12 protein-coding genes are annotated in these 24,077 nt (G+C 76.3%); 8 read left to right on the forward strand and 4 right to left on the reverse strand.

Going from position 1 to position 24,077, the window contains the following annotated elements:
* Nucleotides 1–11 precede the first annotated feature (11 nt).
* Nucleotides 12–2,159: a DNA helicase RecQ gene (recQ, locus tag ACF1BN_RS27235; protein ID WP_392334313.1), complete on the reverse strand. Its 2,148-nt coding sequence runs from the start codon at nt 2,157–2,159 to the stop codon at nt 12–14.
* Between the two features lie 218 nt (nt 2,160–2,377).
* Here recQ and ACF1BN_RS27240 point away from each other — a divergent pair, with 218 nt between their 5' ends.
* Nucleotides 2,378–2,635 (forward strand): LapA family protein, encoded by a 258-nt coding sequence (locus tag ACF1BN_RS27240; RefSeq protein WP_392334228.1) that lies wholly within the window; start codon nt 2,378–2,380, stop codon nt 2,633–2,635.
* A 143-nt stretch (nt 2,636–2,778) separates the two neighbouring features.
* Here the strand turns inward: ACF1BN_RS27240 and ACF1BN_RS27245 are convergent, their stop codons facing one another.
* From ACF1BN_RS27245 to ACF1BN_RS27255, 3 genes are all read right to left on the reverse strand, one after another.
* Nucleotides 2,779–3,123, reverse strand: coding sequence for a helix-turn-helix transcriptional regulator (locus ACF1BN_RS27245; protein ID WP_392334229.1), 345 nt, complete (start codon nt 3,121–3,123; stop codon nt 2,779–2,781).
* A gap of 152 nt (nt 3,124–3,275) precedes the next feature.
* On the reverse strand, nt 3,276–3,707 hold the full coding sequence (locus tag ACF1BN_RS27250; RefSeq protein WP_392334230.1) for a hydrolase: 432 nt from the start codon (nt 3,705–3,707) through the stop codon (nt 3,276–3,278).
* A 138-nt stretch (nt 3,708–3,845) separates the two neighbouring features.
* Nucleotides 3,846–5,090, reverse strand: coding sequence for an MFS transporter (locus tag ACF1BN_RS27255; RefSeq protein WP_392334231.1), 1,245 nt, complete (start codon nt 5,088–5,090; stop codon nt 3,846–3,848).
* Nucleotides 5,091–5,308: 218 nt separating this feature from the next.
* On the opposite strand from ACF1BN_RS27255, the gene ACF1BN_RS27260 reads away from it, so the two are divergent.
* The 7 genes from ACF1BN_RS27260 (at nt 5,309) to ACF1BN_RS27290 (ending at nt 23,996) form a co-directional block, all read left to right on the forward strand.
* Nucleotides 5,309–8,689, forward strand: coding sequence for a BTAD domain-containing putative transcriptional regulator (locus tag ACF1BN_RS27260; protein ID WP_392334232.1), 3,381 nt, complete (start codon nt 5,309–5,311; stop codon nt 8,687–8,689).
* Between the two features lie 243 nt (nt 8,690–8,932).
* A complete protein-coding gene (locus ACF1BN_RS27265; protein ID WP_392334314.1) occupies nt 8,933–10,837 on the forward strand; it encodes an FHA domain-containing protein in 1,905 nt (634 codons plus the stop codon).
* Between the two features lie 150 nt (nt 10,838–10,987).
* Nucleotides 10,988–11,845 (forward strand): DUF4132 domain-containing protein, encoded by an 858-nt coding sequence (locus ACF1BN_RS27270; RefSeq protein ID WP_392334233.1) that lies wholly within the window; start codon nt 10,988–10,990, stop codon nt 11,843–11,845.
* Nucleotides 11,842–16,755 (forward strand): DNA-binding protein, encoded by a 4,914-nt coding sequence (locus ACF1BN_RS27275; protein WP_392334234.1) that lies wholly within the window; start codon nt 11,842–11,844, stop codon nt 16,753–16,755. The genes ACF1BN_RS27270 and ACF1BN_RS27275 overlap by 4 nt, the downstream gene beginning before the upstream one ends.
* Before the next feature lie 220 nt (nt 16,756–16,975).
* A complete protein-coding gene (locus ACF1BN_RS27280; RefSeq protein ID WP_392334235.1) occupies nt 16,976–18,130 on the forward strand; it encodes an AAA family ATPase in 1,155 nt (384 codons plus the stop codon).
* Entirely contained in the window at nt 18,127–22,044 is a 3,918-nt protein-coding gene (locus ACF1BN_RS27285) for a DUF5682 family protein (RefSeq protein WP_392334236.1), read from the forward strand. The genes ACF1BN_RS27280 and ACF1BN_RS27285 overlap by 4 nt, the downstream gene beginning before the upstream one ends.
* Nucleotides 22,041–23,996, forward strand: a complete 1,956-nt coding sequence (locus ACF1BN_RS27290) for a hypothetical protein (RefSeq protein ID WP_392334237.1) — start codon at nt 22,041–22,043, stop codon at nt 23,994–23,996. Before ACF1BN_RS27285 ends, ACF1BN_RS27290 begins: the two co-directional genes overlap by 4 nt.
* The last annotated feature ends 81 nt before the right edge of the window (nt 23,997–24,077 follow it).

The raw sequence follows: 24,077 nt of genomic DNA on the forward strand, positions 1-24,077 counted from the left end.
GCCCGGGCGTGTCACTCCCAGTCGTCCCAGGACGGCTCGGCCTCGTCCTCCCCGAAGAAGAGCGGCTCGTCCTCGGGTGCCGCCGCCGGGGCGGCGGGGGCAGCCTTCCGCGCGGCCGGGGCGGGTGCGCCGCCGGCCGGGCGGGCCGCCCGCCGCTCGGGCGCCCGCGTCACCGGACGGGCCGGGGCCTGGGCGGGGGCGGCGGCCGGCGCTTCGGCCGGGGCCGCGTCGCCCGCCGGGGCGGCGCCCTCCGCCGGGGCCGTGGCGCTCGCGCCGTCCTCGGACGCGAACCCGGCGAGGGCTTCCAGGAGGCCCTCCCCGTACTTGGCGAGCTTGGCCTCGCCGACGCCGCCGACCGTACCGAGCTCGGCGACGCTCGTGGGGAGCGTCGTCGCGATCTCGCGGAGCGTCGCGTCGTGGAAGACGACGTACGCGGGCACGCCCTGCTCACGCGCGGTCGCCGCGCGCCAGGTGCGCAGCGCCTCGAAGACGGGCAGGGCGGCGGCGGGCAGGTCGACCGGGACGCGGGACTTCCCGGACCGGCCGCCGCTCTCCTTGCGCGGCGCCGTGGCCTTCGCCGCCTCCTTGCGCATCGGGACCTGGCGCCGGCCGCCGAGGACCTCGCCGCTGGCCTCGGTGAGGACGAGGGTGCCGTAGTCGCCCTCCACGGCGAGCAGCCCGAGAGCGAGGAGCTGGCGGACGACTCCCCGCCACTCGGCCGTTCCCAGGTCGGCGCCGATGCCGAAGACGGAGAGGCCGTCGTGGTCGAACTGGATGACCTTGGCGGTCTTCTTGCCCTGGAGGATGTCGATGATCTGGCCGGCGCCGAACTTCTGGCGCCGCTCGCGGGCCAGTCGCCACACGGTGGAGAGCAACTTCTGCGCGGCGACGGTGCCGTCCCAGGACTCGGCGGGGGTCAGGCAGGCGTCGCAGTTCCCGCACGGCCCGGACTCCTGGCCGAAGTAGGCGAGCAGGCGGACGCGCCGGCACTCGACGGTCTCGCACAGGGCGAGCATGGCGTCGAGGTGGGCGGCGAGGCCGCGCCGGTGGTTCTCGTCGCCCTCGGAGCCGTCGATCATCTTGCGCTGCTGGACGACGTCCTGGAGACCGTAGGCGAGCCAGGCGGTGGCGGGCTCGCCGTCGCGTCCGGCGCGGCCGGTCTCCTGGTAGTAGCCCTCGACGGACTTCGGCAGGTCGAGGTGGGCGACGAAGCGGACGTCGGGCTTGTCGATGCCCATGCCGAAGGCGATCGTCGCGACGACCACGACGCCGTCCTCGCGCAGGAACCGTGCCTGGTTCGCGGCGCGGGAGGCGGCGTCCATGCCCGCGTGGTACGGGATCGCGTCGACGCCGTGCTCGGCGAGGAAGGCGGCGGTCTTCTCCACGGACGACCGCGACAGGCAGTAGACGACTCCGGCGTCGCCCGCGTGCTCGGCGCGGATGAGGTCGAGGAGCTGCCGGGTCGGGTTGTTCTTGGAGACGATCCGGTACTGGATGTTGGGCCGGTCGAAGCTCGCGACGAAGTGGCGGGCCTCCTCCAGGCCGAGCCTGGTGGCGATCTCCCCGTGCGTGGCCTCGGTGGCGGTGGCGGTCAGCGCGATCCGCGGCACCTTGGGCCAGCGCTCGTGGAGGAGGGAGAGGCCCAGGTAGTCGGGCCGGAAGTCGTGGCCCCACTGGGAGACACAGTGCGCCTCGTCGATCGCGAAGACGGAGACCGTGCCCCGGTCGAGCAGCCGCTGGGCGGCCTCCGTGCGCAGCCGCTCGGGGGCCAGGTACAGGAGGTCGAGCTCCCCGGCGAGGAAGGCCTGCTCGACGGTCTGCCGCTCGTACGGGTCCTGGGTCGAGTTCAGGAAGCCCGCCCGGACGCCCAGGGCGTTGAGCGCGTCCACCTGGTCCTGCATGAGCGCGATCAGGGGGGAGATCACGACGCCCGTACCGGACCGCACCAGCGCGGGGATCTGGTAGCAGAGCGACTTGCCGCCGCCGGTCGGCATGAGCACGAGGGCGTCGCCGCCGGCCACGACGTGGTCGATGATCTCCTGCTGCTCGCCCCGGAAGGAGCTGTAGCCGAAGACGCGGTGGAGCACCTCCAGGGCGTCGGAGGATCCGTCGGGGGATCCGTCGGGGCTCGGGGCGGAGGAGTCGGAAGAAGCGTCGATGAGGGCCACCCGAAAAGCCTATCCGCCCGGGCACCGCGACCGGGCCGACCGCCCGAGGCTGTGGAGAACTCTTCCCTCCGGGGATCTTCGGGCGCGTTCTCCACAGGTCACGGGTCCACCCCGGGCTCCCGGGCGGCGGGGCGCCCGGCGGGACAGCCGTCCGGGGCACCTCGATACTGGGGAGGGAACCCTCCTCCCCGAGAGAGGAACCGGCTCTCATGTCTCAGCGCACCGAGAAGCAGCCTCATGGACCGGCGACCGTGACGGTCAAAGGACGGGACATGCGGCTGCGGACCCTCGCATTCGTTCTGGTCGCCGCGCTCGCCATCTGGTTCATCGCCGCCAACACCGGCTCCGTCACCATCCGGCTCTGGATCCCGACGGTGACGCTCCCGCTCTGGATCGTCCTGACCGTCACGCTCCTCGTCGGCTTCGTCCTCGGCTTCTTCGTCGCCCGCCGCCGCAGTCGGCGCTGACGGCTGCCGGGGCTGAAACGGCTGCCGGGGGTGCCGAGCCTGGAAGCGGCTTGCCCGGGGCTGCCCCGGGGTGTCGAGCCTGAAGCGGCTGCCAGGGCTGCCGGGGGTCCGTCGGCGGACGCCGCCAGGAGTCGGCGTCGCTGCTAGGACTCGACTCCGGTGGACGAGTGGCCGGACTCGCGGTCGGACTCGCGGGCCAGCAGGCTCAGCAGGCCCGCGATCTCGTGCCCGGCCTCGGCGGGGTGCCGGAAGGAGGCGTCCGGGTTGACGCTGTAGTGGTTGCGGCGGCCGTCCCTGGCCCGGCCCCGGGCCAGGTAACCGCCCTCTTCGAGGTCGGCGACGATCGCCTGGACGGTCCGCTCCGTCACTCCGCACCGCGAGGCCACGTCACGGAGGCGGGCCTCGGGGTCGCGGGCCACGGCGAGCAGGACGCGCGCGTGGTTGGTGAGGAAGGTCCAACCTGCCTGACCGCTCGCATTCGCTCCCATGAAAATCCCCTCCCCCGGATCGCCCTCGATCATGCGGAACGCGCCTCTCGCCGACCCGGCCGCCTCCCGTCACGCGACGACCACCGAGGGTTCCGCGGCCCGGCCGCGGTACACCCCGGTGCCGCCCTGCCGGCGCCCTGATGGCGCCCCGGTCACCCGGCCGCAAGGACCCGCTTCGCGCCGAGCAGGACGCCGTACCGCTCCCGCGACGCGAAGTCCTCCGGCCGCCACACGGCCGGCCGCCCGATCTCCGCGCACAGGTGGAGGACCGTGCCGTCCCCCGCCCAGACGCCGACGTGGGCGCCGTAGGCCCGCTCGGTGGCGTTGTACAGCAGCAGGTCGAGGGGGCGCAGGTCGGCGACCGCTACGCGGGCGGTGGACTCCGTGTCGTCCCACAGCTCCGAGGAACGCAGCTCCGGCGGGCGCAGGCCGAAATGGCGCAGCACCTCGTAGGCGTACACCTGGCAGTTGGCGCCCGGCCCGAGTCCCGGCCGGGCGGCCACGGAGGCGGCGCCCGGGAAACGCGAGCCGTCGTGGCGGACGGTCAGGAACTCCGCCGGCAGGCGGGAGATGATCGACTCCATCCCGCCATCATCCCGGGCGGCGGGCGGCGGACGGTCGGAGGCGAGCGGCGAGCACCGGGCAGTGAGCGCCGGGCAGTGGGCGGCGGGCGGCGGGCGGCGGGCGATGGATGGCGAGCGGTGGGCGGTGGGCGCACCGTCTCAGCGCCCGGCCCGGCGGGCCGGAAAGCCGTGCGTACGGGCCCGCAGCACGACCGCCAGGACGGGGACGAGCAGCACCAGCAGCGTCCAGGGGAAGGCACCGCTGCCGACGGTGTCCAGCAGGAGCCCTCCGACCACGCCACCCGCTGCCATGGCCACGTTCCACAGCGTCACCAGCATGGCCTGCGCCCCGTCCGCCCGGTCGCCGCCCGCCTCGCCCCCGGCCGTCTGGAGGAGCGTGGGCACCCCGCCCCAGCCCAGCCCCCACACCACGGCGGCCAGGTGGACGAAGGGCGGGTGGTCGGCGAGGACGCCGAGGAGTGCCGCCGCCAGCGCCACCAGCAGCGTGGCCGCCACGGTCAGCCCGCGCAGCCGCCGGTGGATGCGGGCGCCCACGACCCAGATGCCCACCAGCGAGGCCGCGCCGAACTCCAGCAGCACCAGGTCGGTGCTGCCGCCCATGCCGAGGTCGTCGAGGAAGGCGGCCACGTACGCGTACAGGAGGGTGTGGGCGAGGACGAAGACCAGCGTCACGAAGAGGACGGCCGGCACGCCCGGCATCCTCAGCGCCCTCAGCATGCCGGGGCGTTGGCCGGAGCGCGTCCCCGGCCGGTCGGGGACCGCGGCCGCGATCCACGCCAGGAGCACCAGGGTCAGCCCGGTCATCGCCAGGAAGGCGGTCCGCCAGTCGGTGACCTCGCCCAGGTACGTCCCCGCCGGTACGCCCAGCGAGAGCGCGACCGGGATGCCGGCCATGGCGACGGCGAGGGCACGGCCCTCCAGGCGCGCCGGGGCCAGGCGGCGCGCGTAGCCGGCGAGCAGGGCCCAGGCGAGTCCCGCCGCCATGCCCGCCACGAACCGGGCGGCCATCGTCAGGCCGTACACCGAGGAGACGGCCGTCACGGTGTTGGCCAGCGCGAAGCCGGACATCGAGGCCAGCAGCAGCCGCTTGCGCCGCCATCCGGCCGTCGCCGCCGTCAGCGGGATCGCGGTCAGCGCGGTGCCGAGGGCGTACACGGTGACGGTCTGCCCGGTCGCCGAGGCACTGACTCCGAGGTCGGCGCTCATCGCCGGCAGCAGCCCCGCGGGCAGGGTCTCGGTGAGGCTGGTGACGAAGACGGCGGTGGCCAGCGCCAGCAGTGCGAGGAGGGGGAGTTTCCGGGCTTCCTCGGCCGGGCCGCTGTCCGCCGCTCGTACGGGGGCCGCCGGCGTGAGATCGGATGCGGCGTCCGGTGGGGTGCTCATGGGGTGCTCCAGTCGGCCTGGGTCGGGGACGGTTCCTGTCGGCGCGGAGTCCGGCGGCATCCGCCGCCGCGCCGTGCCGAGCACGCAGCGCGTGCCGGTGCCCCGACTGTGGAGAAGCGCGCTGCGGAAACCCTTCGGGAAAACTTCGGGTCGGCTCGTGCGGGCACCGCCCGCCGACCGCCACGGGCGCCCCGATCCGGGCGGATAGGGTGATCGGCATGCGCTTCGGGGTGCTCGGTCCGGTCGTGGTCGCGGACGACGACGGCGGGGAGATCGCGGTCCCCGAGGCCAAGGTCCGCGCCCTGCTCGCCGTGCTGCTCGCCCACGACGGCGAGACGGTCCCCGCCGACCGCCTCATCGAAGCCCTGTGGCCCACCCGGCCGCCGGGCAACCCGGCCGGTGCCCTCCAGGCGCGGGTCTCGCAGCTGCGCCGGGTCCTGGGGCGGGACCGCGTGGTGCGCCGCCCTCCGGGCTACCGGCTGGAACTGGGACCGGACGAGGTCGACGCCTCGCGCTTCCGGGCGCTGGTGGCACGGGCCGCCGCCGCGCCCGGTCCGGCCGACCGGACCGGCCTGCTCACCGAGGCGCTGGGACTGTGGCGCGGGTCCGCGTACGCCGACTTCGCGGACGCCGGTCCCGTCCGTCCGGCCGCCGCCCGGCTGGACGAGGAGCGGCTGGCCGCGCTGGAGGAGCGTGCCGGCGCCCGTCTCGCCGCCGGCGGCGACGCCGCCCTCGTCGCGGAACTGGGCGAGCTCGTCGCCGCGCACCCGCTCCGCGAACGCCTCCACGCCCTCCGCCTGCGCGCCCTGTACGCCGCCGGACGGCAGGGCGAGGCACTCGCCGCGTACGAGGCCCTGCGCGGCCGTCTCGCCGAGGAACTGGGCGTAGACCCCGGCCCCGAACTGACCGCCCTGCACGGCGCGTTGCTCCGGCACGCCCCCGAACTGACCTCCCATCACACCGCATGGCTCCGCCACACACCCGAAGTACCGTTCCAGCAGACCGCGTTGCTCCACCACACACCCGGCCCAGGATCGCCCGCGCGCCGCCCCTCCCCCGCCGGCTCCCCGCCACCGCGTCCCTCCGCCCTCCCCACCCCGACCGGGAGCCGCCGCGCGTCCACCGGAGGTCTCCCGGTCCCCCCGGGAGACCTCCCCGCGCCCCCGGCGGGGCTCCCCGGACCCGCCACCGGCCTGCCCGCGCCCCTCACCGCCCTCATCGGCCGTGACACGCTCCTCGCGCGCGTGCGGCAGTGCCTCGGTACCGCGCGGCAGGTGACGCTCACCGGACCCGGCGGGGTGGGGAAGACGCGGGTCGCCGTCGCGGCGGCGCGGGCCTCGGCTCCGGGCGCGTGGCTGGTCGAGTTCGCCGGCGTACGGACCGGCTCCGCCGACGACCTGGCCCAGATCGTCGCGACCGCGCTCGGCCTGAGGGACGACGCCCGTACCGCGGGGCCGGACGGCGCCGTGCTCTCCCCGGTCGGCCACCTGGCCGCCGCGCTGCGCGACCGGTGCGGGCTGCTGGTGCTGGACAACTGCGAGCACGTCGTGGACGCCGCCGCCGCACTCGCCGCGCGGCTGCTCGCCGCCGCCCCCGGCCTGCGGGTGCTGGCCACCAGTCAGGAGCCGCTGGGCCTGAACGGCGAGACGGTCGTCCTCGTCGAACCGCTCGCCGAGGCGGACGCGGTCCGGCTCTTCGCCGAGCGGGCCGCCGCCTCCGCCCCCGGCTTCCCCGCCGATCCGGCCGCGCTCGCCCCGGACGACCGCGTTCGCGTCGAGGAGGTCTGCCGGCGGCTCGACGGCATCCCGCTCGCCCTGGAGCTGGCCGCCACCCGCGTCCGCGCCCTGGGGGTAAGGGAGTTGGCCGCCCGGCTCCACGACCGCTTCCGGCTCCTGACCGGCGGGCGGCGCGACGCCCCGGCCCGCCAGCGGACCCTGCGCGCGGTGATCGACTGGAGCTGGGAACTGCTCACCCCGCCGGAGCGGCTGGTGCTGAGCCGCCTCGCCGTGTTCGGTGACGGCTGCGACCTGGCGGCGGTCTCCGTCGTCACCGCCGGTGACGGAGTGGCCGAGGCGGACGTGTGGGACGTGGTCACCCGGCTCGTGGACCGCTCCCTGGTGACGGTGACGACCACCGCCTCGGGGCCTCGTTACGGCCTGCTGGAGTCCGTCGCCGCCTACGCCCTGGAACGGCTCGCCGAGGACGGCGCCCCCGACGCCGTACGCGCCCGCCACCTGGCCCACTACCTGGGACTGGCCGAACGCGCCGAGCCGGCCCTGCGCGGCCCGGACCAGCGCGGCACCCTCGACCGCCTCGACACCGAGGCCGGCAACCTGCGCACCGCCCTCGACACGGCCCTGCGGCAGCCCTCCGGCGGCGCGGACGCCGCTCGTCTGGCCGGCGCGCTGGCCTGGTGGTGGCTGCTGCGCGGGCGCCTCACCGAAGCCCGGCGCACCCTGCGCGCGGTCCTCGACGCCCACCCCACCCCGACGGCCGAAGTGCTGCACCGCGCCTTCGCCCTCCTGACCGAGGGCAGGGGCGCCGGCCGGTCCGCCGCCCCGGACGACGCCCTCGCCCTCGTCCTCGGCCGGACCGCCTCCGCCGACCGGCTCCGCGCCCCGTGGCTGTGCGCGTACGGCCTGTTCGGCGCGGGCGCGACGGAGGAGGCCGAGGAGGTCAACTCCCTTGTCCTGGAGGGGTTCGAGGCCTGCGGTGACTCCTGGGGCACGGCCGCCGCCCTGAGCCTGCGCGCGCGGCTCGCCCTGGACCGGGGCGACCTCGCCGGTGTGGCGCGCGACGGCGTGCGGAGCGCCCGGCTCTTCCGTGAACTCGGCGACCTTTGGGGCGAGTTGCAGACCGTTCCCCCGCTTGCCACACTCGCCGAGGTCAGGGGGGAGTACGCGGAGGCCGATCGCCGGCAGCGCGAGGGTCTGCGCATCGCCCGCGAACTCGGCCTGACCGCCGAGGTGTCCGCCCGGCTCTCCGGTCTCGGCCGGCTCGCGCTGCTCGACCGCGACTGGGACCGGGCCGACGCCCTGCACGGGCGGGCGCTCGCGATCGCCGCCGAGCAGGGGTACGCGTACGCCGAGATCCACGCCCGGATGGGGCTCGCGCTCGGCGCGCGCAGGTCCGGCGACCTCACCGCCGCGGAGGACCGGCTGGCGGGACTCCGGGACCGGTTCGCGCAGGCTTCCTCGCCCGCGGGCGAGCATCTGCGCCATGCCGAACTCGGCTTCCTGGCCGAGCTCCGGGGCCGGCCGGACGAGGCGGCCCGGCACCATCTGCGCGCGCTGGCACTGGCCCGTACCCTCGCCGAACCGCGCGCGCTGGCCCTCTGTCTGGAGGGGCTGGCCGGCGCCCTCGCCCCCGGCTCCCCCACGGCCGCTGCCGCCCTCCTCGGCGCCGCCGACGCCGAACGCCGGGGTGTCGGAGCGCCGTTGCCCGTCGCCGAGCGCGGCGACGTCGACCGGATCACCGGCACCCTGCGGGCGGCCCTCGGAGCGGCGGGGTTCACCGACGCGTTCGCCCGCGGGGCACGCGAGGGCGGCGAGACCACCCTCGCCCGCTTCCGCGTCCGGCTCGCATCCCTCGTCGAATAGCGCCCCTTCCGTCACACCGTTCACAGGTGTCGCGGAGGCTTCCGACGGAACCCTTCCGTGACATTTTCACAGCGGCGTCACCCTCTGATGCCCAGTGGGTTCGCACTCCTTCTCAGCGGCCTCGGGCCGCCCCTAAGATTGCGCTGCGTGCCGGTCGACCCGCGGCCTGCGGCAAGGAACCACCATCCGTTCACCGGCTTCGCAATTCGTCATCGGATCCGTGACCAATGGAATTGGGTGACCATGCCTCCTCGGCTCGTCGGCCATCAAGGCTCTCTGACCGGACAGCAGTTCCCGATCGGCACCTCACCGCTGACCCTGGGTCGCAAGGGCGACAACAGCATCGTGCTCACCGGTGAGAACGTCTCGCGCTTCCACGCGGAAGTGCGTCGCGAGAACCACGGATTCGTCCTGTACGACAGCGGCAGCAGCAACGGGACACTCGTCAACGGGACCCGGGTGACCTCGCACGAGCTGCGGCCCGGGGACCTCATCGCGATCGGCACCGAGACGTTCCGCTTCGAGGCGGCCGACCCCATGGAGACCATCCTCGACCTCTCCGTGCTGCGTCCGCTCGGCGTGTCCTCGCAGGCGGACCTGGCGGCCGGACCGGTGCTGGACGTCACGGTGTCGGGCGGCGGCCCCGTCGGCCTGGGCTTCGCCCTGCTCCTCGAACACCTCATGGGGCACCGCGTCACCATCACCGTGTACGACGGCCGCTGGACCCAGGACGGGACGCGGGTCGTATGGAAGGGCGAGGACCAGGGAAACGTCCGCCGGCAGCAGGTCGTCACGGTGCAGAGCCGCCAGTACTTGAACCTCCCCGAGGAGGTCCAGGAACGCCTTTTCCGCGACAGTGCCGCCTTCACCGAGATGTGGCCGGTCGGTCCCGACTCGATCCTCGGCCGCAGCCCGAGAAACCTCCGGATCGCCTATATCGAGGACACGCTCCTCGCCCTCGCCAACGAGAAACCGGACCGTATCCGTCTGGTCCCCACGGCTTTCGACCCGGTCGAGCACCAGAATTCCGAGGCGAAGAACCATGTCCTCGCGATTTGCGAGGGCGGACGCTCACGAACCCGGGAACATTTCGCGGACAGGTTCGGGAACGCCGACAAGTCCATCTATTCGCTGCACGGCCGGCACGTGCAGGACGTCGTCCTGGGACTGCGCGTCAAGTCGGCCCTGAGCGACCCCATGACGGTGCTGCTGACCGTCGCACAGAACCGCTTCCTCCTCAACGCCCTGCGCGGCGAGGGCTTCCTGAACATGCGGCTCACCGATGACGAGGCCGCGGAGGTCGTCGGCATCGATCCGGTCCGGCACGTGTTCGAGGACTGCATCGCCTCCCGTCCGTGCGTCATGGGACGCGACGACCACGGCGACTTCCAGTGCTCGACGCACAGCACCCTCTTCCTGCCCGCGATGGTCAGGGGATCGGCCCTGTGGAAGCGGGTGCGGGAGGGTCTCGCGCTGTTCGGCGTCGCGGAGGACGACCTGAGCGCCGTCACCGCCTTCCGGCTCGACATGGTGCAGCGCCCGAGGTTCACCACCCGCCTCCGCTCGGCCACGCCGACCTCTCCGGGGACGTACGGCTTCCTGCTCGGGGACGCCGCCAACGCCATCCACTTCTGGCCGGGCCGGGGGCTCAACAGCGGTCTGGGCTCGGCGATCTCACTGGCGCGGTCCCTCAACGGGGCCTGGACGGGCCGCCCGTTCCGCGACGCGGACTTCGCGCGGCACGAGGCGGCGATGTCCATGCTCCAGTACCGCCACAAGAGCCGCGCCTGGAACACCATGATCACCACCGACGAGCACGGCGTCAGCCGCCCGATCAAGGAGAAGATCGCCCAGAGCATCGAGGAGCACGAGGGGAAGGACCTCGACAGGGACGCCGACATCGACGCCCTGATGGAACGGCTCCGGTCGATCCGCGGCCGGCTGGCATCCCGCCTGCCCGGCATGCCCGACGACCCGACGCTCCGACGCCATCTGGAGTCCTTGGGCGCCTCGACCCTGCGCACACTGTGGGAGAGCGGCGCCTGGGACACCCTCCTCGTCGGCGGCGAAGAGGTCGACATCGACATCTTCTACCGGCAGGACGCTCCGTCCACGACCGCTCCGGCCAAGGCCCCCGCCGCGCCGTAGGGCGGACGCCGTGCCCGCCGTCCCTCCCCACCCCCCGTCCGCGTTGTCAGTGGGAGCGCTTAGCGTCTTCCCCATACCGCAGTTCGGGGGCGTACGGCCCCCTGTTTCGAGCTGCGTGGACACATCGGTTCAGGTGGAGGGGCGCGGCTCATGGTGTGGCTGGATGCGGGTGAGGGGTACGAGGTCACCCTCGACGACGGCGGGCGGGTGGTCGCCCGCCGTGCCGGGGGGCGGGTGCTGAAGACGGTGCCGAAGGCCCTGCGGGACGACCCCGGGGTGGACCGGCTGAAGCAGCTGTCCGAGTGGCTGGACCGGCACGCGGACGCGTGCGTGGCGCAGGTGGACGCCTGGATGGTGTCCTCGCTCCCGGTGCCCGCGACGCTGATCGCGAAGGTCTGGCCGGACGAGGCGTGGCGGGGCGCGCTGCGCGACATGGCCGTGGTCGGGGAGGACCCGGACGAGGTCGGCTTCCTGCGGGACGTCTCCGAGGACGGCGGTCTGAAGGTCGTCGACCTGGACGGCGAGACGGTGCGGATGACGCCGCGCACGGTGACCCTGCCGCATCCGGTGCTCCTGCCCGACCTGGAGGACGTCCGGGAGTTCGCGGCCGAACTGGGCATCACCCAGCGCGTGGAGCAGATCCACCGGGCCACCTGGACGCGCCCGGAGAGCCTCGCGGCGAACGCCACCGAGGTGCGGGACTACGCGGGCGGCAAGTTCACCTCCCGGTTCGGGCTCGCGGCACGGGCGACCGGGCTCGGCTACCGGGTCTCCGGCGGGTACGCCACGTGCAAGGTCCGCGACGGGGGCCGGAGCACCGAGGCGTCGGTGTGGATCGGCGAGCCCTACTGGGACGGGGAGTCGGAGACCGGCGGGCTGAGCTGGCACGACGAGGACGGCCGCGCGATGCGGCTCGACGGGGTCGGGCCGGTGGCCTGGTCCGAGGGGATGCGCATGGCCGCGGCGCTCTACGCCGGCCGCACGATCGAAGAGGGTGGGAACGCGTGACCGGCACGACCGCGACGAACGACGTCGAGCTGCTGAACGCCGGAGCGGTGCTCCCGGCGGACACCGTGGGGGCGGGACCCTCCGCCGTGGAGCTGACCGCCCGGACCTACCGGCACCCCGTGTTCGGGGAGGACCGGGTCGTGGTGCGGCTGGCTGCCGCCGAACTCGGCGCCGCCGAGGACCTGGCCGCCGGCTTCCTCGGACTCGAGGCCGCCGCCGAACCGGCCGTGGTCGGCCTCGGCCGGCGCCAGGAGCTCGGCTTCCCCGAGTGGGTGCTGGTGCACCACCCGGAGGACGGACACCACGCGCTCGCCGTCGTGCCCGAGCTGGACCGGCTCGCGCGGCAGGCGAAGAGCAAGCCGAAGGCGGCGCTCGACGCCTGCCTCGAACTCGCCGGCCGGCTCGCCTCCTCCGTGCCGCACTTCCTGCCCGTCTTCTTCGAGCAGGCCGCCCGGGTCTTCCTGGCGGTGGAGAACACCACGTACGCCGGGCAGCTGTTCGGCCGTGCCCGCACCAGCGAGGCGCAGCACGGGCTGCCCGTGGACGAGGACCGGCTGGACGCCGTCTTCCTGGAGTTCGCGCTCGCCGGCGCGCTGCCCGTGAAGGTGCTGTCCGGGTACGGCAAGGAGCTGTCCGCGCGGCTGGAGCCCCAGGAGGCGTACGAGCGGTTCCGCCGGCTGTGCGTGCGCCGCACGGCGGGCGGTCTCGCGCCGTCCGCGCAGGCCGCGACCGAGCTGCGGCGGCTCGCCCGGGCCGCCGGGCTGCCCGCCGGGGAGGCCGAGCAGGACCACCTCGCGGAACTGCTGCCGCTGCCGGCCACGCTGCGGGCTGCGACGGGCTGGTGGAAGGCGCAGCGCGCTCCGCTCGTGGCCCTGGCGCGGCGGGTGCCCGAGGCGCGCGGCACGCTGCTCACGCTCGCCCCCGCTTCGGACGACGGCGCCCTGAGCGAACTGTGGCTGGACATCCTGACGGAGTCCGGGGCCGACGCGGGACTGGTCGACGCGGTGCTGCCCGCCGAGGAGCAGTGCGCCGACGGCGCGGCCGGCTGGCTGGAGCGGTTCCACGCCGCCCGGCACAGCGGCTGGGGCCGGCGGCCCACGCCGACGCCGCTGCTCGACCTGGTCGAGCGGGCGGCGGGTCGGATCCGCGCCGATCTCGCGGCCCGGCCCGAGGGCCGCCGCGAACTGCGGATCGGCCTGGAGGACACCAACCTCCTCGACCTGCTGCTCGCCCTCGGCGTCCCGGTCTCCGCCCCCGAGCAGGACGAGCGGCGCCACGGCGTCGCCCTGGACCTGATGGACTGGCACCAGTCGGAGCGGCCCCGGGACCTGGCGGCGCTCGCCGCCGATCCCCGCTTCCACCGCCCGTTCGACCGGGGGGCGAACGCCTTCAACGGCGGCGGTCACAGCGAGGACGTCCTGCGCCGGCTGGCCGCGTCCGAGGGCGGCCGGGTGCTGCTCGCCCGCTGGACCCGGGAGGTGGCCCGCTCGTCCGTCGCGGCCGGACTGCCCGGTCTGCCGGACGCCCTCTCCACTCTGGCCTGGCTGCCGTCCGAGGCGCTGGCCCTCGCCCCCGAAGAGGTGGCCGCGGCGGCGGGCGCCGACCTCGGCGAGACACTGGCGCGCACGCTCCGCGGCGGCCTGTGGGAGGAGTTCCACTGGCCGGAGTGGGAGCGGGCGGTGGCGGAGCTGGCTCCGGCCTCCTCCGACCCGTCCGATCTGACCGTCGTCGAGGCATGGCCGCACCTGATCGTGGCGAACGCCTCCCAGGCCCGGGTGATCGGCGCCGACGCCACCCTCCTCGTCCACGACCTGCGTATCCCGACGCCGTCCGCGTCCTCGGTCCGCAGCCGCGGCTTCCACTACGTGGACGGCGCGCTCCTCGTGTTCTGGACCGAGTACGGCGGCCCCGCCCGCGGGTACTGGCACACGGCGCCCGACCGGCTGTTCACGCTGGACGAGAACGTCAACATGTGGTCGCTGCGCTCCGGGCGGGCCAGCCTGGAGCTGCCGGGCGGCGGGCGCACCACCGGCCGCGGCGTGCTGCACGCCGGGGACACCCGGCTCCCGTCGGAGGTACCCGTCATCTCGGACGGCACGTCGTACTGGGCGTACGAGAACGGCACGGCGCAGGGCGAGAGCGGCTGGGTGGAGTACGACCCCGTGGAGGGCACCTACGGGCGCCGCTCGCAGCCCGGCTTCCTCGCCGACGCGCTGCGGGCGCACGCCCCGGGCGCCCGGCTGGGCGACTTCTCCTCCTGGCTGCGGCCCGCTCCGACGGTCGAGGACTCCGCCGTGGGCGCGCCCGTCGACGGCCTCCTCGGCTGGCGTGTGGTGCGGCTGCCGGAGAACGGCTGGCACGCGGGTGACCTCGCGGGCCGCGAGGTCGTGCTGCCGGAGGGGTCCGACATGCCGCTCGCGGCGCTCTCCTTCCCCGGCGACGCCCGCCCGCGCGCGCTGACCCGCGAGTGGCGGACGCTGTCGCTGGCCGACCCGGACGGCGTCGTCACGGCCACGTGCGACAGCGGCCGGGGCGAGCTGTTCCGGACCGCGACGTCGCTCCTCCCGCCGCTGGAGTTCCTGTACGCGCTCCGCACCCGCGACCCGCGGGGTTCGGCCGTGCTGCGCGCCGCCGACGCCGAGACCGCCCGCGCGCTCCTGAAGGGCGCGGTCGCCGCGGAGCGCGCGGAGGACGTCGCGCTTCTCGTCGGCACCGTGCTGCCCGGACTCTCGCCCGAGCTCGCCGCCGGGGTGACGAAGGTGCTGCGCTTCGCGGTGCGGCAGCAGAAGGCCCTGGACGCGGTCGCCGCCCGGCTCGACCCGGCGGACGAGCCGGTCGCGTCGCGGGTCGAGGGCCCGGCCGACCGGGTCCTCTCCCGGGCGCTCAACGGCGTGGTGGGGTCCGGCTACTCCCGGTGGGGCGCCGACTCGGACGTGACCCACCACTACCTGGAGCAGCTGGCCGCCGTCCGCGCGGCCACGGACGCGCCGGCCGTCCCCGGCCGCCTCCACTTCGACGTGCCGACGCTGCCGTGGTCCGGGCTGCCCTTCACCCCGCTCCTCGACACACCGGCCGTGCTCGCCTACCGGGCGGTCGCGCCCGGCGCCGAGCCGGCGCGCCGCGACGCGCTCCTCGGCGTCCTCGGCAGGGCCGACGCCCTCGGTCTGCTGTCGGCGGCAGGGTCCGCCGACCGTTGGCGCCGGGTCCTGCTTCATCTGACCGACCAGCACCTGACGGCCCCCGACGGCCAGGACCGGAACGTGTCGCACCGCAGCGTGGTCCCGCTCGGCGGCGGCGCGGTCCTCGGCTTCACCGAGCTCAGCGACAGCGTGCCCGGCGGGCGGGACTTCGGTGCCCTGCTGTACGACCCGACCGGTCGGTTCGAGGTGCCCGGCCCGTACACCGTGCGCGGCAGCGCGCCCGTCGGCGACCCCGAGCGGGCAGCGGGCTGGGCGACCGCGTTCCTCCGGGAGGCCGAGGCCCGGGGCGGCGCCGCGCCGTTCCTGCCCGCCGCCGCCGAGGAGTTCGGCCGGCTCACGGGCGCCTCCCGGGCGCTCGCCGGGCTCGTCCTGGTCGGCATGCCGGAGATCGACAGCCACGAGAACAACTTCCTGCCGCTGGAGCTGCGCAAGACCCTCGGGGTGAAGGTCGTCGAGGCCGCCCACGCCCGGGACGAACTGCGGGCCCTCCCGGTCGAGGTGCGGCAGGCGGTCGTGGCGGCGCTGCTGCCGCGGGACCCGGCGCGCCTGTGGACCGACGGCCCGGACGTGGCGGCGGCGGCCGAGGTGTGGAACGCGCGGGTGGGCCGCCGGGCCCAGGTGCCGGACTGGCTGACGGCCGAGGCGGCCCGTGCCGTACGGGGCGGCTGGCCGGCTCCCCGGGCGCTCGCCGGGCTGCTCGACCCCGCGAACTCGCCCGAGCTGGGCGTGGACGTGGCCTGGCACATCAGCAACGACAAGCCCGCGCCCGTCGCTCCGGTCGAGGCGCCGTTCACCGGAGCCGTACTGACGGGCGCCCTCGGGCTGATGGGGTGGCTGGCGCACCGGCTCCCGGCGGGCGATCCGCTGCGGGCGGCGCTGCCGGGCGCGCTCACGGCGGTGCGGCAGCGGCTCGCCTCGCCGGACCTGCTCGTCGCCGTCGGGCACTACACGAGCCTGGCCGAGTTCCGGAAGGTGGCGGGCGCGCCGACGGAGACCGCGCCGGACCACGAGCGGTACGGGGCGGTGCTCATGGCCACCTACGACGGACAGCCGCTGCCCGCGCTGCGGACGGCGCTGCTCGACTCGACCGGCTCCGACCCGTACCTGCCGGCGCTGCGCGGGGAGGACCAGCGGCCGACGTCGGTCGAGGCGGCGCTGCGGCGCTGCCACGACCCGGCGTTCGCACGGCTGCTGGCCGATCCGGGCGCGCCGGCGGCGGGCGGGACGGCGGACGACGGCACGTGGTGGCCGCAGGATCCCTCGCGGTCGGTGCCCGGGCTCGTCGCGGAGGCCGCGGCGGCGCACGGCCTCGGGGCCGACGCGGCGACGCTGTACCTGATGCTGCTCGCGCTGCCCGACCCGACGGACCGGAACACGGCACGGTGGACGGGGTGGAAGCCGGCCCGTCTGAAGGCGGCGCGGGCCGAACTCGCCGCCACCGATCTGGTGGTCTCCGCCGTCCGGGCCCGTGCAGGACGCTCGCTGTTCCTGCCGGGGCCCTGGACGGACCAGTCCGCGCCCGTGCTGCCGGTCGAGCACTGGAAGGCGGCCCTGTACGGCCTCCCGGCGGGCGGCCGTCCCGTCCTGGGCGTGCTGGTCCCGGCCGAACCCGTCGCCGAGCTGTACGCCCGCGCGTGGCAGCGCGTCGTCGACGGCGACCTGCCGCGCTTCGAGGAGCTGAAGGTGAAGCGCACCCGCCGCCGGCGCTGACCGCCGCAGCGCACGCGGCCCGCGGATCCGCTCCCACCCGGTGGGGGGCGGATCCGCGGGCCCGGCGCCGGAGCCCGCACCGTCGCGGGGAGCCCCACCGGCTCCCGGCGGCACCCCGCGGGGCCCGTCCCCGCCCCCGTACCCGATCATCATGGCGATCACGGGCACGCCCGTGGCCGTCCCGCCGACCCGACGCAGGACCGTCCCGAAGGAACCGCGCATGACCGTCACCGAACACTCCGTCCCCGCCCGGCAGGTCCGGCCCGCCGAGGAGCGGCACGCGGCCGAACTCGCCTTCCTCGCCGCCCAGGACCCGGGTCCGCGCCCGCCCGGCTGGCTGCTCACGCCGCGGGCCGTCGTCACGTTCGTGTGCGGCAGCGGAGGCGTCGAGCTGGCGCTGCCCGAGAAGCGCGACGGCCTGCCGGCGAAGCTGGCGATCGGCCCGAAGTTCGTCGGCGAGCGGGCACTGGTGGAGCGGTGCGTCGTCACGCTCGCCGGTGAGCGGGGCCTGCTCCTGACCGGCGAGCCCGGCACCGCCAAGTCGATGCTGTCCGAACTCCTCGCCGCCGCCGTGTGCGGGACGAGCGCCCTCACGGTCCAGGGCACCGCCGGCACGACCGAGGACGCCTTCCGCTACGGCTGGAACTACGCGCTGCTCCTCGCCCAGGGCCCCACCCCGCAGGCGCTGGTCGACTCCCCCGTCCTGTCCGCCATGCGCACGGGCCGGGTGGTGCGCGTCGAGGAGATCACCCGCTGCCTGCCCGAGGTGCAGGACGCCCTGGTGTCGCTGCTGTCCGACCGGCGCGTCACCGTCCCCGAACTGACCGCCACCGAGGACGCCGTGGTGAGCGCCGCCCCCGGCTTCACGGTCATCGCGACGGCCAACCTCCGGGACCGCGGCGTCTCCGAGATGTCGGCCGCCCTCAAGCGGCGCTTCAACTTCGAGACCGTGGACCCGATCGCCGACGCCGACGCAGAGGCGCTGCTGATCCGGCGTCAGGCCGTCGCCGCGGTGCGGCGGGCCGGGGCGGAGTTCGGTGTCGACGACGCCGTCCTGGACGCCCTCGTCACCGTCTTCCGCGATCTGCGCTCGGGCCGGTCCACCGAGGGCTGGGACGTGGAGCGGCCCGGCACGGTCATGTCCACGGCCGAGGCGGTGCAGGTGGCGGCGTCACTGGGCCTCTCCGCGGCGTACCTGCCCGGCGGCGACGTCCTCGACCTGCTCCCCGGGCACCTCCTGGGCGTCGTCCGCAAGGACGACCCGGCCGACCACGCCCGGCTGCTCGGCTACTGGGACGGGCCGGTCCGCCGCCGGGCGGAGACCGGCTCGGCCATGTGGCGCCGTCTCTGGGACCTGCGCGGGAGCCTGCGTTGACGATCCCCGACCCCCGGGCGGCCGTCGACGCGCTGGCCGCGTCGCGCACGCCCTACCTGCTGGGGGTGCGCCACCACAGCCCGGCCCTGGCCGCCGTGGTGCCCGCACTCCTGGACGCGGCGGACGCCGAGGTGGTCTGCGTCGAGCTCCCCGCCGACTTCCAGCCGTGGCTGGAGCACCTCGCCGACCCCGAGACCGTCGCGCCGGTCGCGCTGGCCGGGGCGGGCGAGGGCGGACGGCTGTCGTTCTACCCGTTCGCGGACTTCTCCCCGGAACTCGCGGCGGTGCGGTGGGCCCGCGCCAGGGGCGCGGAGGTCCTCTGCTGCGATCTGCCGCTCGGCGACCGGGGCTGGAACGCGGAGCCGGTCGCGCCCGGGACACCCGGGATACCTGAGGCACCCGTGGTACCAGTGGTACCCGGGACACCCGGGACACCCGGGACACCCGGGACGCCCGGGACGCCCGAGGCCTCCGGGGCACCCGGGGCTGTCGGGGTGCCCGGGGCTGCCGGGGTGCCCGGGACTACCCGGGCACCCGAGTCGTCCGAGGTTTCTGGGGCGCCCGAGGCGTCCAGGCCGGCGGTGGCGACCGCCCCCGGGCGGCGTCTCTTCGCCGACGCCCTGACCGCCGCCGGCACCGGTCGGGACGGTGACGACCTGTGGGACCGCGCCGTCGAGGTGCTGGCCCCCGGATGCGCGCCCGAGGCGGTGCGGCGGGCCGCGCTCGGCGTGGGCTGGGCGCTGCGCGCCGACGCCGCCGTGCCCGCCACCGACCTGGCGCGCGAGGCCCGGATGCGCGCGGTCATCACGCGGGCCGCGGCGGGCGGTCGCCGGGTGGCGGCCGTGATCGGCTCCTTCCACGCGCCCGCGCTCGCCGGGGAGGCCGCGGCAGGCCTGGACTCCGACGGCACGGAACCGGGCGGTACGACCTCCGACGGCACGGCATCCGGTGGTACGGACCCCGGCGGTACGGCCTCCGGCGGTACGGATTCCCGCCGCGCGGACCGCGCCCGCGCGGAAGGGCAGGCCGGCGGCGCGACGCTCGGGACCGCCGTCACCTCCTTCGTCCCGTACTCCTTCGACCTGCTCGACTCCCGCTCCGGCTATCCGGCCGGCATCCGCGATCCGCGCTGGCAGCAGGCCGTGTTCGAGGCGGGCGGCGCGCCGGAGCGGCTGCGGGATGCGGCCGCCGCCGCGCTGACGGGGCTGTGCCGCGAGCTGCGCCGCGCGGGCCACACCGCGGGGACGGGCGAGGCGACCGAGGCGCTGCGGCTCGCCTGCGATCTGGCGGCCCTGCGCGGGCTCCCCGCGCCCGGCCGGAGCGAACTCCTCGAAGCCGTGACCACCGTGCTCGGCCAGGGCGAACCCCTCGGCCGGGGACGGGCGTTGGCACGCGCGCTGGAAGCCGTGTTCGTCGGCACCGTACGCGGCAGGCTCACCCCGCACGCGCCCCGGTCCGGCCTGGGCCCGTCCGTCGAGGACGAGCTGGGCAGGCTCCGGCTGCCGCGCCCCGACGACCCGGAGCCGCGCGAGGTCCGCCTCGATCCCCTGCGGTCGCCGCTGGACGGCCGCCGCGAAGTGCTGCTCCAGCGGCTGCTGGTGATCGGCTCGTCGTACGGGGAGCCGGTCGCCGTCGCGGCGACCGGGGACGGCACGGCGCTGGGCACCAAGTGGCGCCTCGCGTGGACGCCTTCGGTGCCCGCGCGGCTCGACCTCGCCGGGGTGCGCGGGGTGACCGCCGCGCAGGCGGCCGCGGGCACCCTGGGCGAGACCGCACGGCGCGAGGCCGCGGAGGGCGGCCCGACACCCCCGCAGGTCCTCGCCGGACTGACCGCCGCCGCCCGCTGCGACCTGCCCGAACTGGTCGGGGAGCGGCTGGCGGAGGCCGCGGCGGTCCTGCCAGGGACGGCGACCCTTCCCGAACTCCTCGACGCCCTCGACCTGCTGGAGGGGCTGCGGCGCGGCCACTACCCCGGCACGACGCCCGAGGCCCGGGAGGCGGCGGGCGCGCTCTCCGGCGAACTCCTCGACGCCGCCGTCCGCGCGCTGCCCGGCCTCGCCGGGAGCGACTCCCCCGCCGACGCGACCGCCCTCGTCGCGCTGGCCGACCGGGCCGCCGCCCGGCAGCTGGGCCTCCGGATGGACCGGGCCCTGGCCGATCTCGCCGCCGACGGCTCGCCCCTCGTCCAGGGCGCGGCCCTCGCGGTCCGCGTCCTGCTGGACCTCGATCCGGCCGCGGGGCTCGGCGAGCGGGCGGCGGGCTGGATCGACGCCGCCACCGGTCCCGGCACGCGGCGCGCGCTGGGGAAGCGGCTCGCCGGGCTCCTCACGGCCGCCGGCCCGCTGCTCCAGGTGTCCCCGGACGCCCTCGCGCCGCTCCTCGACCGGGTCGACACCCTGGCCGACCAGGAGTTCCTCGACCGCCTGCCGGCGCTGCGGGGCGGTTTCGACGCGCTGTCGCCCGCCGCGCGCGAGCGGCTGCTCGCCGCGGTGACCGAGCGGCTCGGCGACCGGCTCGACCTCGCGCTCGACGCCCCTCCCGAGCTGCTCGCCCTGTGGGCGGCGGCGGACGCTGCGGGCCTCGCGGCCCTGAAGACACTGGCCCCGCCCGGCCAGGAACCGTCGCGCGCGGCGGGGACCGGGGAGACCTCGACCGGCGCGGAGCCCGTACGAATCGATCCTTCCTCCGGGGCCGGGGACGAGGAGGGCGCGACCGGCGCGGAGCCCGTGCGGTCCGCTCCCCCGGCTGCCGGGACGGTGGCGGGGGCGCCGCTCGCCGCCGTGCCGGAACACGGTCTCCCGACGGCGGACCGGTGGCGGCTGCTGCTCGGTCGCCACAAGGACCGGCTGGGCGGCCGGGCCCGGCGTTACGCGCACGCGCTGGACGAGTTGTACGGGCACGGCCGGGGCGAGGGCTCCGACGCGCTCGACGGCGGGGCGTCCGGGGCGGGCGGCGGGCAGGAGGCGTCGTTCCCGACCGCCCGTGAGTGGGCGGACGAGCTGGAGGCGCTGTTCGGGACCGACGTCCGCGAGGAGGTGCTGGCGGACGCCGCCGACGCGGGCCGGTCCGACGTGCTGACCCAGCTGGACCCGGCCGCGGTCCGTCCGTCGGTCGAACTGCTCTCCTCGGTGCTGTCGCTGGCCGGCGGCATGCCCGAGTCCCAGGTGGCCCGCCTGCGTCCACTGGTGAAGCGGCTCGTGGACGAGCTGACGAAGGAGCTGGCCACCCGGGTGCGCCCGGCGCTCTCCGGGCTGTCCTCGCCCCGCCCCACCCGCCGCCCCGGCGGCCGGCTCGACCTCGCCCGCACCCTGCGCGCCAATCTGGCGCACACCCGGCGGCTGGACGACGGCCGGGTGGTCGTGGTGCCCGAGCGGCCGGTGTTCGGCACCCGCGCGGGCAAGGAGGCGGACTGGCGGCTGATCCTCGTGGTCGACGTGTCCGGCTCGATGGAGGCGTCCGTCGTCTGGTCGGCGCTGACGGCCGCGGTGCTGGGCGGCGTACCGACGCTGTCCACACACTTCCTGGCGTTCTCCACGCAGGTGGTCGATCTGACCGACCGGGTGGAGGACCCGCTGTCGCTGCTGCTGGAGGTACGGGTCGGCGGCGGCACCCACATCGCGGCGGGCCTCGCCCACGCCCGGACCCTCATCACGGTGCCCAGCCGCACCCTCGTCGTCGTGGTCAGCGACTTCGAGGAGGGCGCCCCGCTCTCCGGCCTCCTCGGGGAGGTCCGCGCGCTGGCGTCGTCCGGCGCGCACCTGCTGGGCTGCGCGGCGCTCGACGACGCGGGCGCGCCCCGCTACTCGGTGCCCGTGGCACGCCGGCTCGTCGCCGCCGGGATGCCGGTGGCCGCCCTCAGCCCGCTCGCCCTCGCCCGCTGGGTCGGCGACCGCCTCCGTGGAGAAGCCCGTTGAGCACCACAGCCCTGCCGCCCGTCGCCCCCGAGATCCTCGCCGAAGCCGTCGAGCAGCTGACCGCGCGGCTGCGCAAGAAGCTGGACGCCGCCGTCGCGGAGTGCGCGGGCCGCGCCGTACCGGGACCGGACGGGGCGGTCGAGGTCCGCTTCGGCGAGGACACCCTCGTCACCCTGCGGCCCGGCCCGTCGGGCGCGGTCAGCGACCCGGGCCAGGCGGTCTGCACCTGCCTCCTGGCCCCGCGCTGCCTGCACCGCGCGGCCGTCCTGGGCGCCGCACCCCTCGCGGACGCCGCGTCCGGCCCGGCCCCCGAGGCTGCCGAGGACGACGGGGCCGCCGGGGTCACCGGGGTCACCGGGGTCACCGGGGTCACCGGGGTCACCGGGGTCACCGGGGCCGCGTCCCCGGCCGCGGGCGGGGATTCCCCCGGCCCCGCGGAATCCGGCGCCGCGGAGTACGGCGCCTTGGAGTCCGGCGCCGTGGAGACCCGCCCCGCGGAAGCGGGGTCCGCCGGGGCCGTCCGGCAGCCGGAGGGCTCCGTTCCCGCCGGCGCGCCGGCACCGCTCACGCCCGCTCAGAGCGCCGCCGCGTCGGCGCTCTGGCACGCCGCCGCCGAAGCCCTCTCGGCGGGCGTCGCCGCGGGAGGGACTGTCGTCCAGGCGGAGTTGCTGCGGGCCGCGCACTCGGCGCGGCTCGCGGGACTGCCCCGCGCGGAGGCCGCCGCGCTCAGGGTCGTACGCGGGCTCAGGAGCGCGCGCGAGCAGGGGCGGGGCCAGCGGCTCTCGGACCTGACCGCGGCCTTCCGCGAACTGCTCGCGGGAGCCGCCGGTCCGGCCGTCACCGGGCCCGCCCGGCGCGCGTACGGGCAGGGGGGCAGCCTGCGGGTGTACGGGCTGTGCCGGGAGCCGGTGCTGTCGGCGACCGGGTACGGCGGGGTGACGACCCATCTCCTGACCCCCGAGGGCGTGTTCCACACGCTGTCCGACGTGCGGCCGGGCGGCCTCTCGCGGGCCAGGGGCGCGGGCACGGCGTCGGTCGCGCTCGGCGGCGCCGTCCTCGATCACGCCGGTCTCGCGCGCGGGGGCCTGCTGATCGCCGGCGCGACCGTGTCGTCCGACGGCCGGCTCGGCGCGGGCCGGAGCGTCCGGGCCACGCCGGTGCGGGGCGCGGCCTGGTCGGAGGAGCCCGTCGCGGCGCTCTTCGCCCGTCCGGTACGGGAGGCGGTGGCGTCCGCCCTCGACGCGGCGGAGCTGCCGGGCGAGGCGGGCCCCACGCTGTTGGGCTGCGACGTCGAGGTGCTGGGCACGGCCGAGGACCATCTCGTCGCCCGCGTCCTCGGTGGCGGTCCGGTGCTGCGGCTCCGGGTCGCGCACCCGCACCCGGAGCTCCCGCACACCGCCAACCTGCGGCGCGTCGGCGAGCACCCGGGCCTCGTGCTGCGCGTCCTGGGCCACCCCGACCCGGACCGCGCGGCGACCCTCCGTCCCCTGGCCGTGGGCCCGGTCCCGGACGCCCCGGACTCCCTGCGCCTGCCGGAGGAGTGGCGGGGGCACGCGGACCTGGGGTACGACCGCCTCCAGGGCGAGCACTTCCCCCGTACGGCCTCCGGCGTCCCGGCGCCCGCCCCGACGGTTCCGGACCCGTTGGCCGACGCCCCGCTCTGGCGGGTCCGCCGTCTCCTGGAGACAGGGGTGGCCGGAGGCCGCCGTGCCGTCGCCGAAGCCTCCCGCGGCACGGACCGCGCCTCCCTCACGGTCCCCCTCCGGCGGGCGGGCCTCCCGGGCGCCGCCGATCTGGTGGAGGCGCTGACGGGCGAGGCGGACCGCAGGCCGAGGGACTCCTTCGGCCGGCTCAAGGACCCGTCGCCCGACGCCTACGCCCGGGCCTGGCTGTCCTCGGCCCTCCACCTCCACGCCGCCGAGCGCTCCCTGGTCACGGCCTCCTGGTCCTGACCCCCGCACCGCCGGTGGGAGCCGTCCGCACGGCGGGCGGCTCCCACCGGCCTTCTCCGCAAGGGAGTCGATGCCACACGC

It is taken from the genome of Streptomyces sp. NPDC014861 (genome assembly GCF_043081625.1).
Classification (GTDB): domain Bacteria; phylum Actinomycetota; class Actinomycetes; order Streptomycetales; family Streptomycetaceae; genus Streptomyces.

Coding starts and splice junctions, on each gene's coding strand:
- ACF1BN_RS27240 (WP_392334228.1), top strand. CDS start 2,378: ATGTCTCAGCGCACCGAGAAGCAGCCTCATGGACCGGCGACCGTGACG.
- ACF1BN_RS27245 (WP_392334229.1), bottom strand. CDS start 3,123: ATGGGAGCGAATGCGAGCGGTCAGGCAGGTTGGACCTTCCTCACCAAC.
- ACF1BN_RS27250 (WP_392334230.1), bottom strand. CDS start 3,707: ATGGAGTCGATCATCTCCCGCCTGCCGGCGGAGTTCCTGACCGTCCGC.
- ACF1BN_RS27255 (WP_392334231.1), bottom strand. CDS start 5,090: ATGAGCACCCCACCGGACGCCGCATCCGATCTCACGCCGGCGGCCCCC.
- ACF1BN_RS27260 (WP_392334232.1), top strand. CDS start 5,309: ATGCGCTTCGGGGTGCTCGGTCCGGTCGTGGTCGCGGACGACGACGGC.
- ACF1BN_RS27265 (WP_392334314.1), top strand. CDS start 8,933: ATGCCTCCTCGGCTCGTCGGCCATCAAGGCTCTCTGACCGGACAGCAG.
- ACF1BN_RS27270 (WP_392334233.1), top strand. CDS start 10,988: ATGGTGTGGCTGGATGCGGGTGAGGGGTACGAGGTCACCCTCGACGAC.
- ACF1BN_RS27280 (WP_392334235.1), top strand. CDS start 16,976: ATGACCGTCACCGAACACTCCGTCCCCGCCCGGCAGGTCCGGCCCGCC.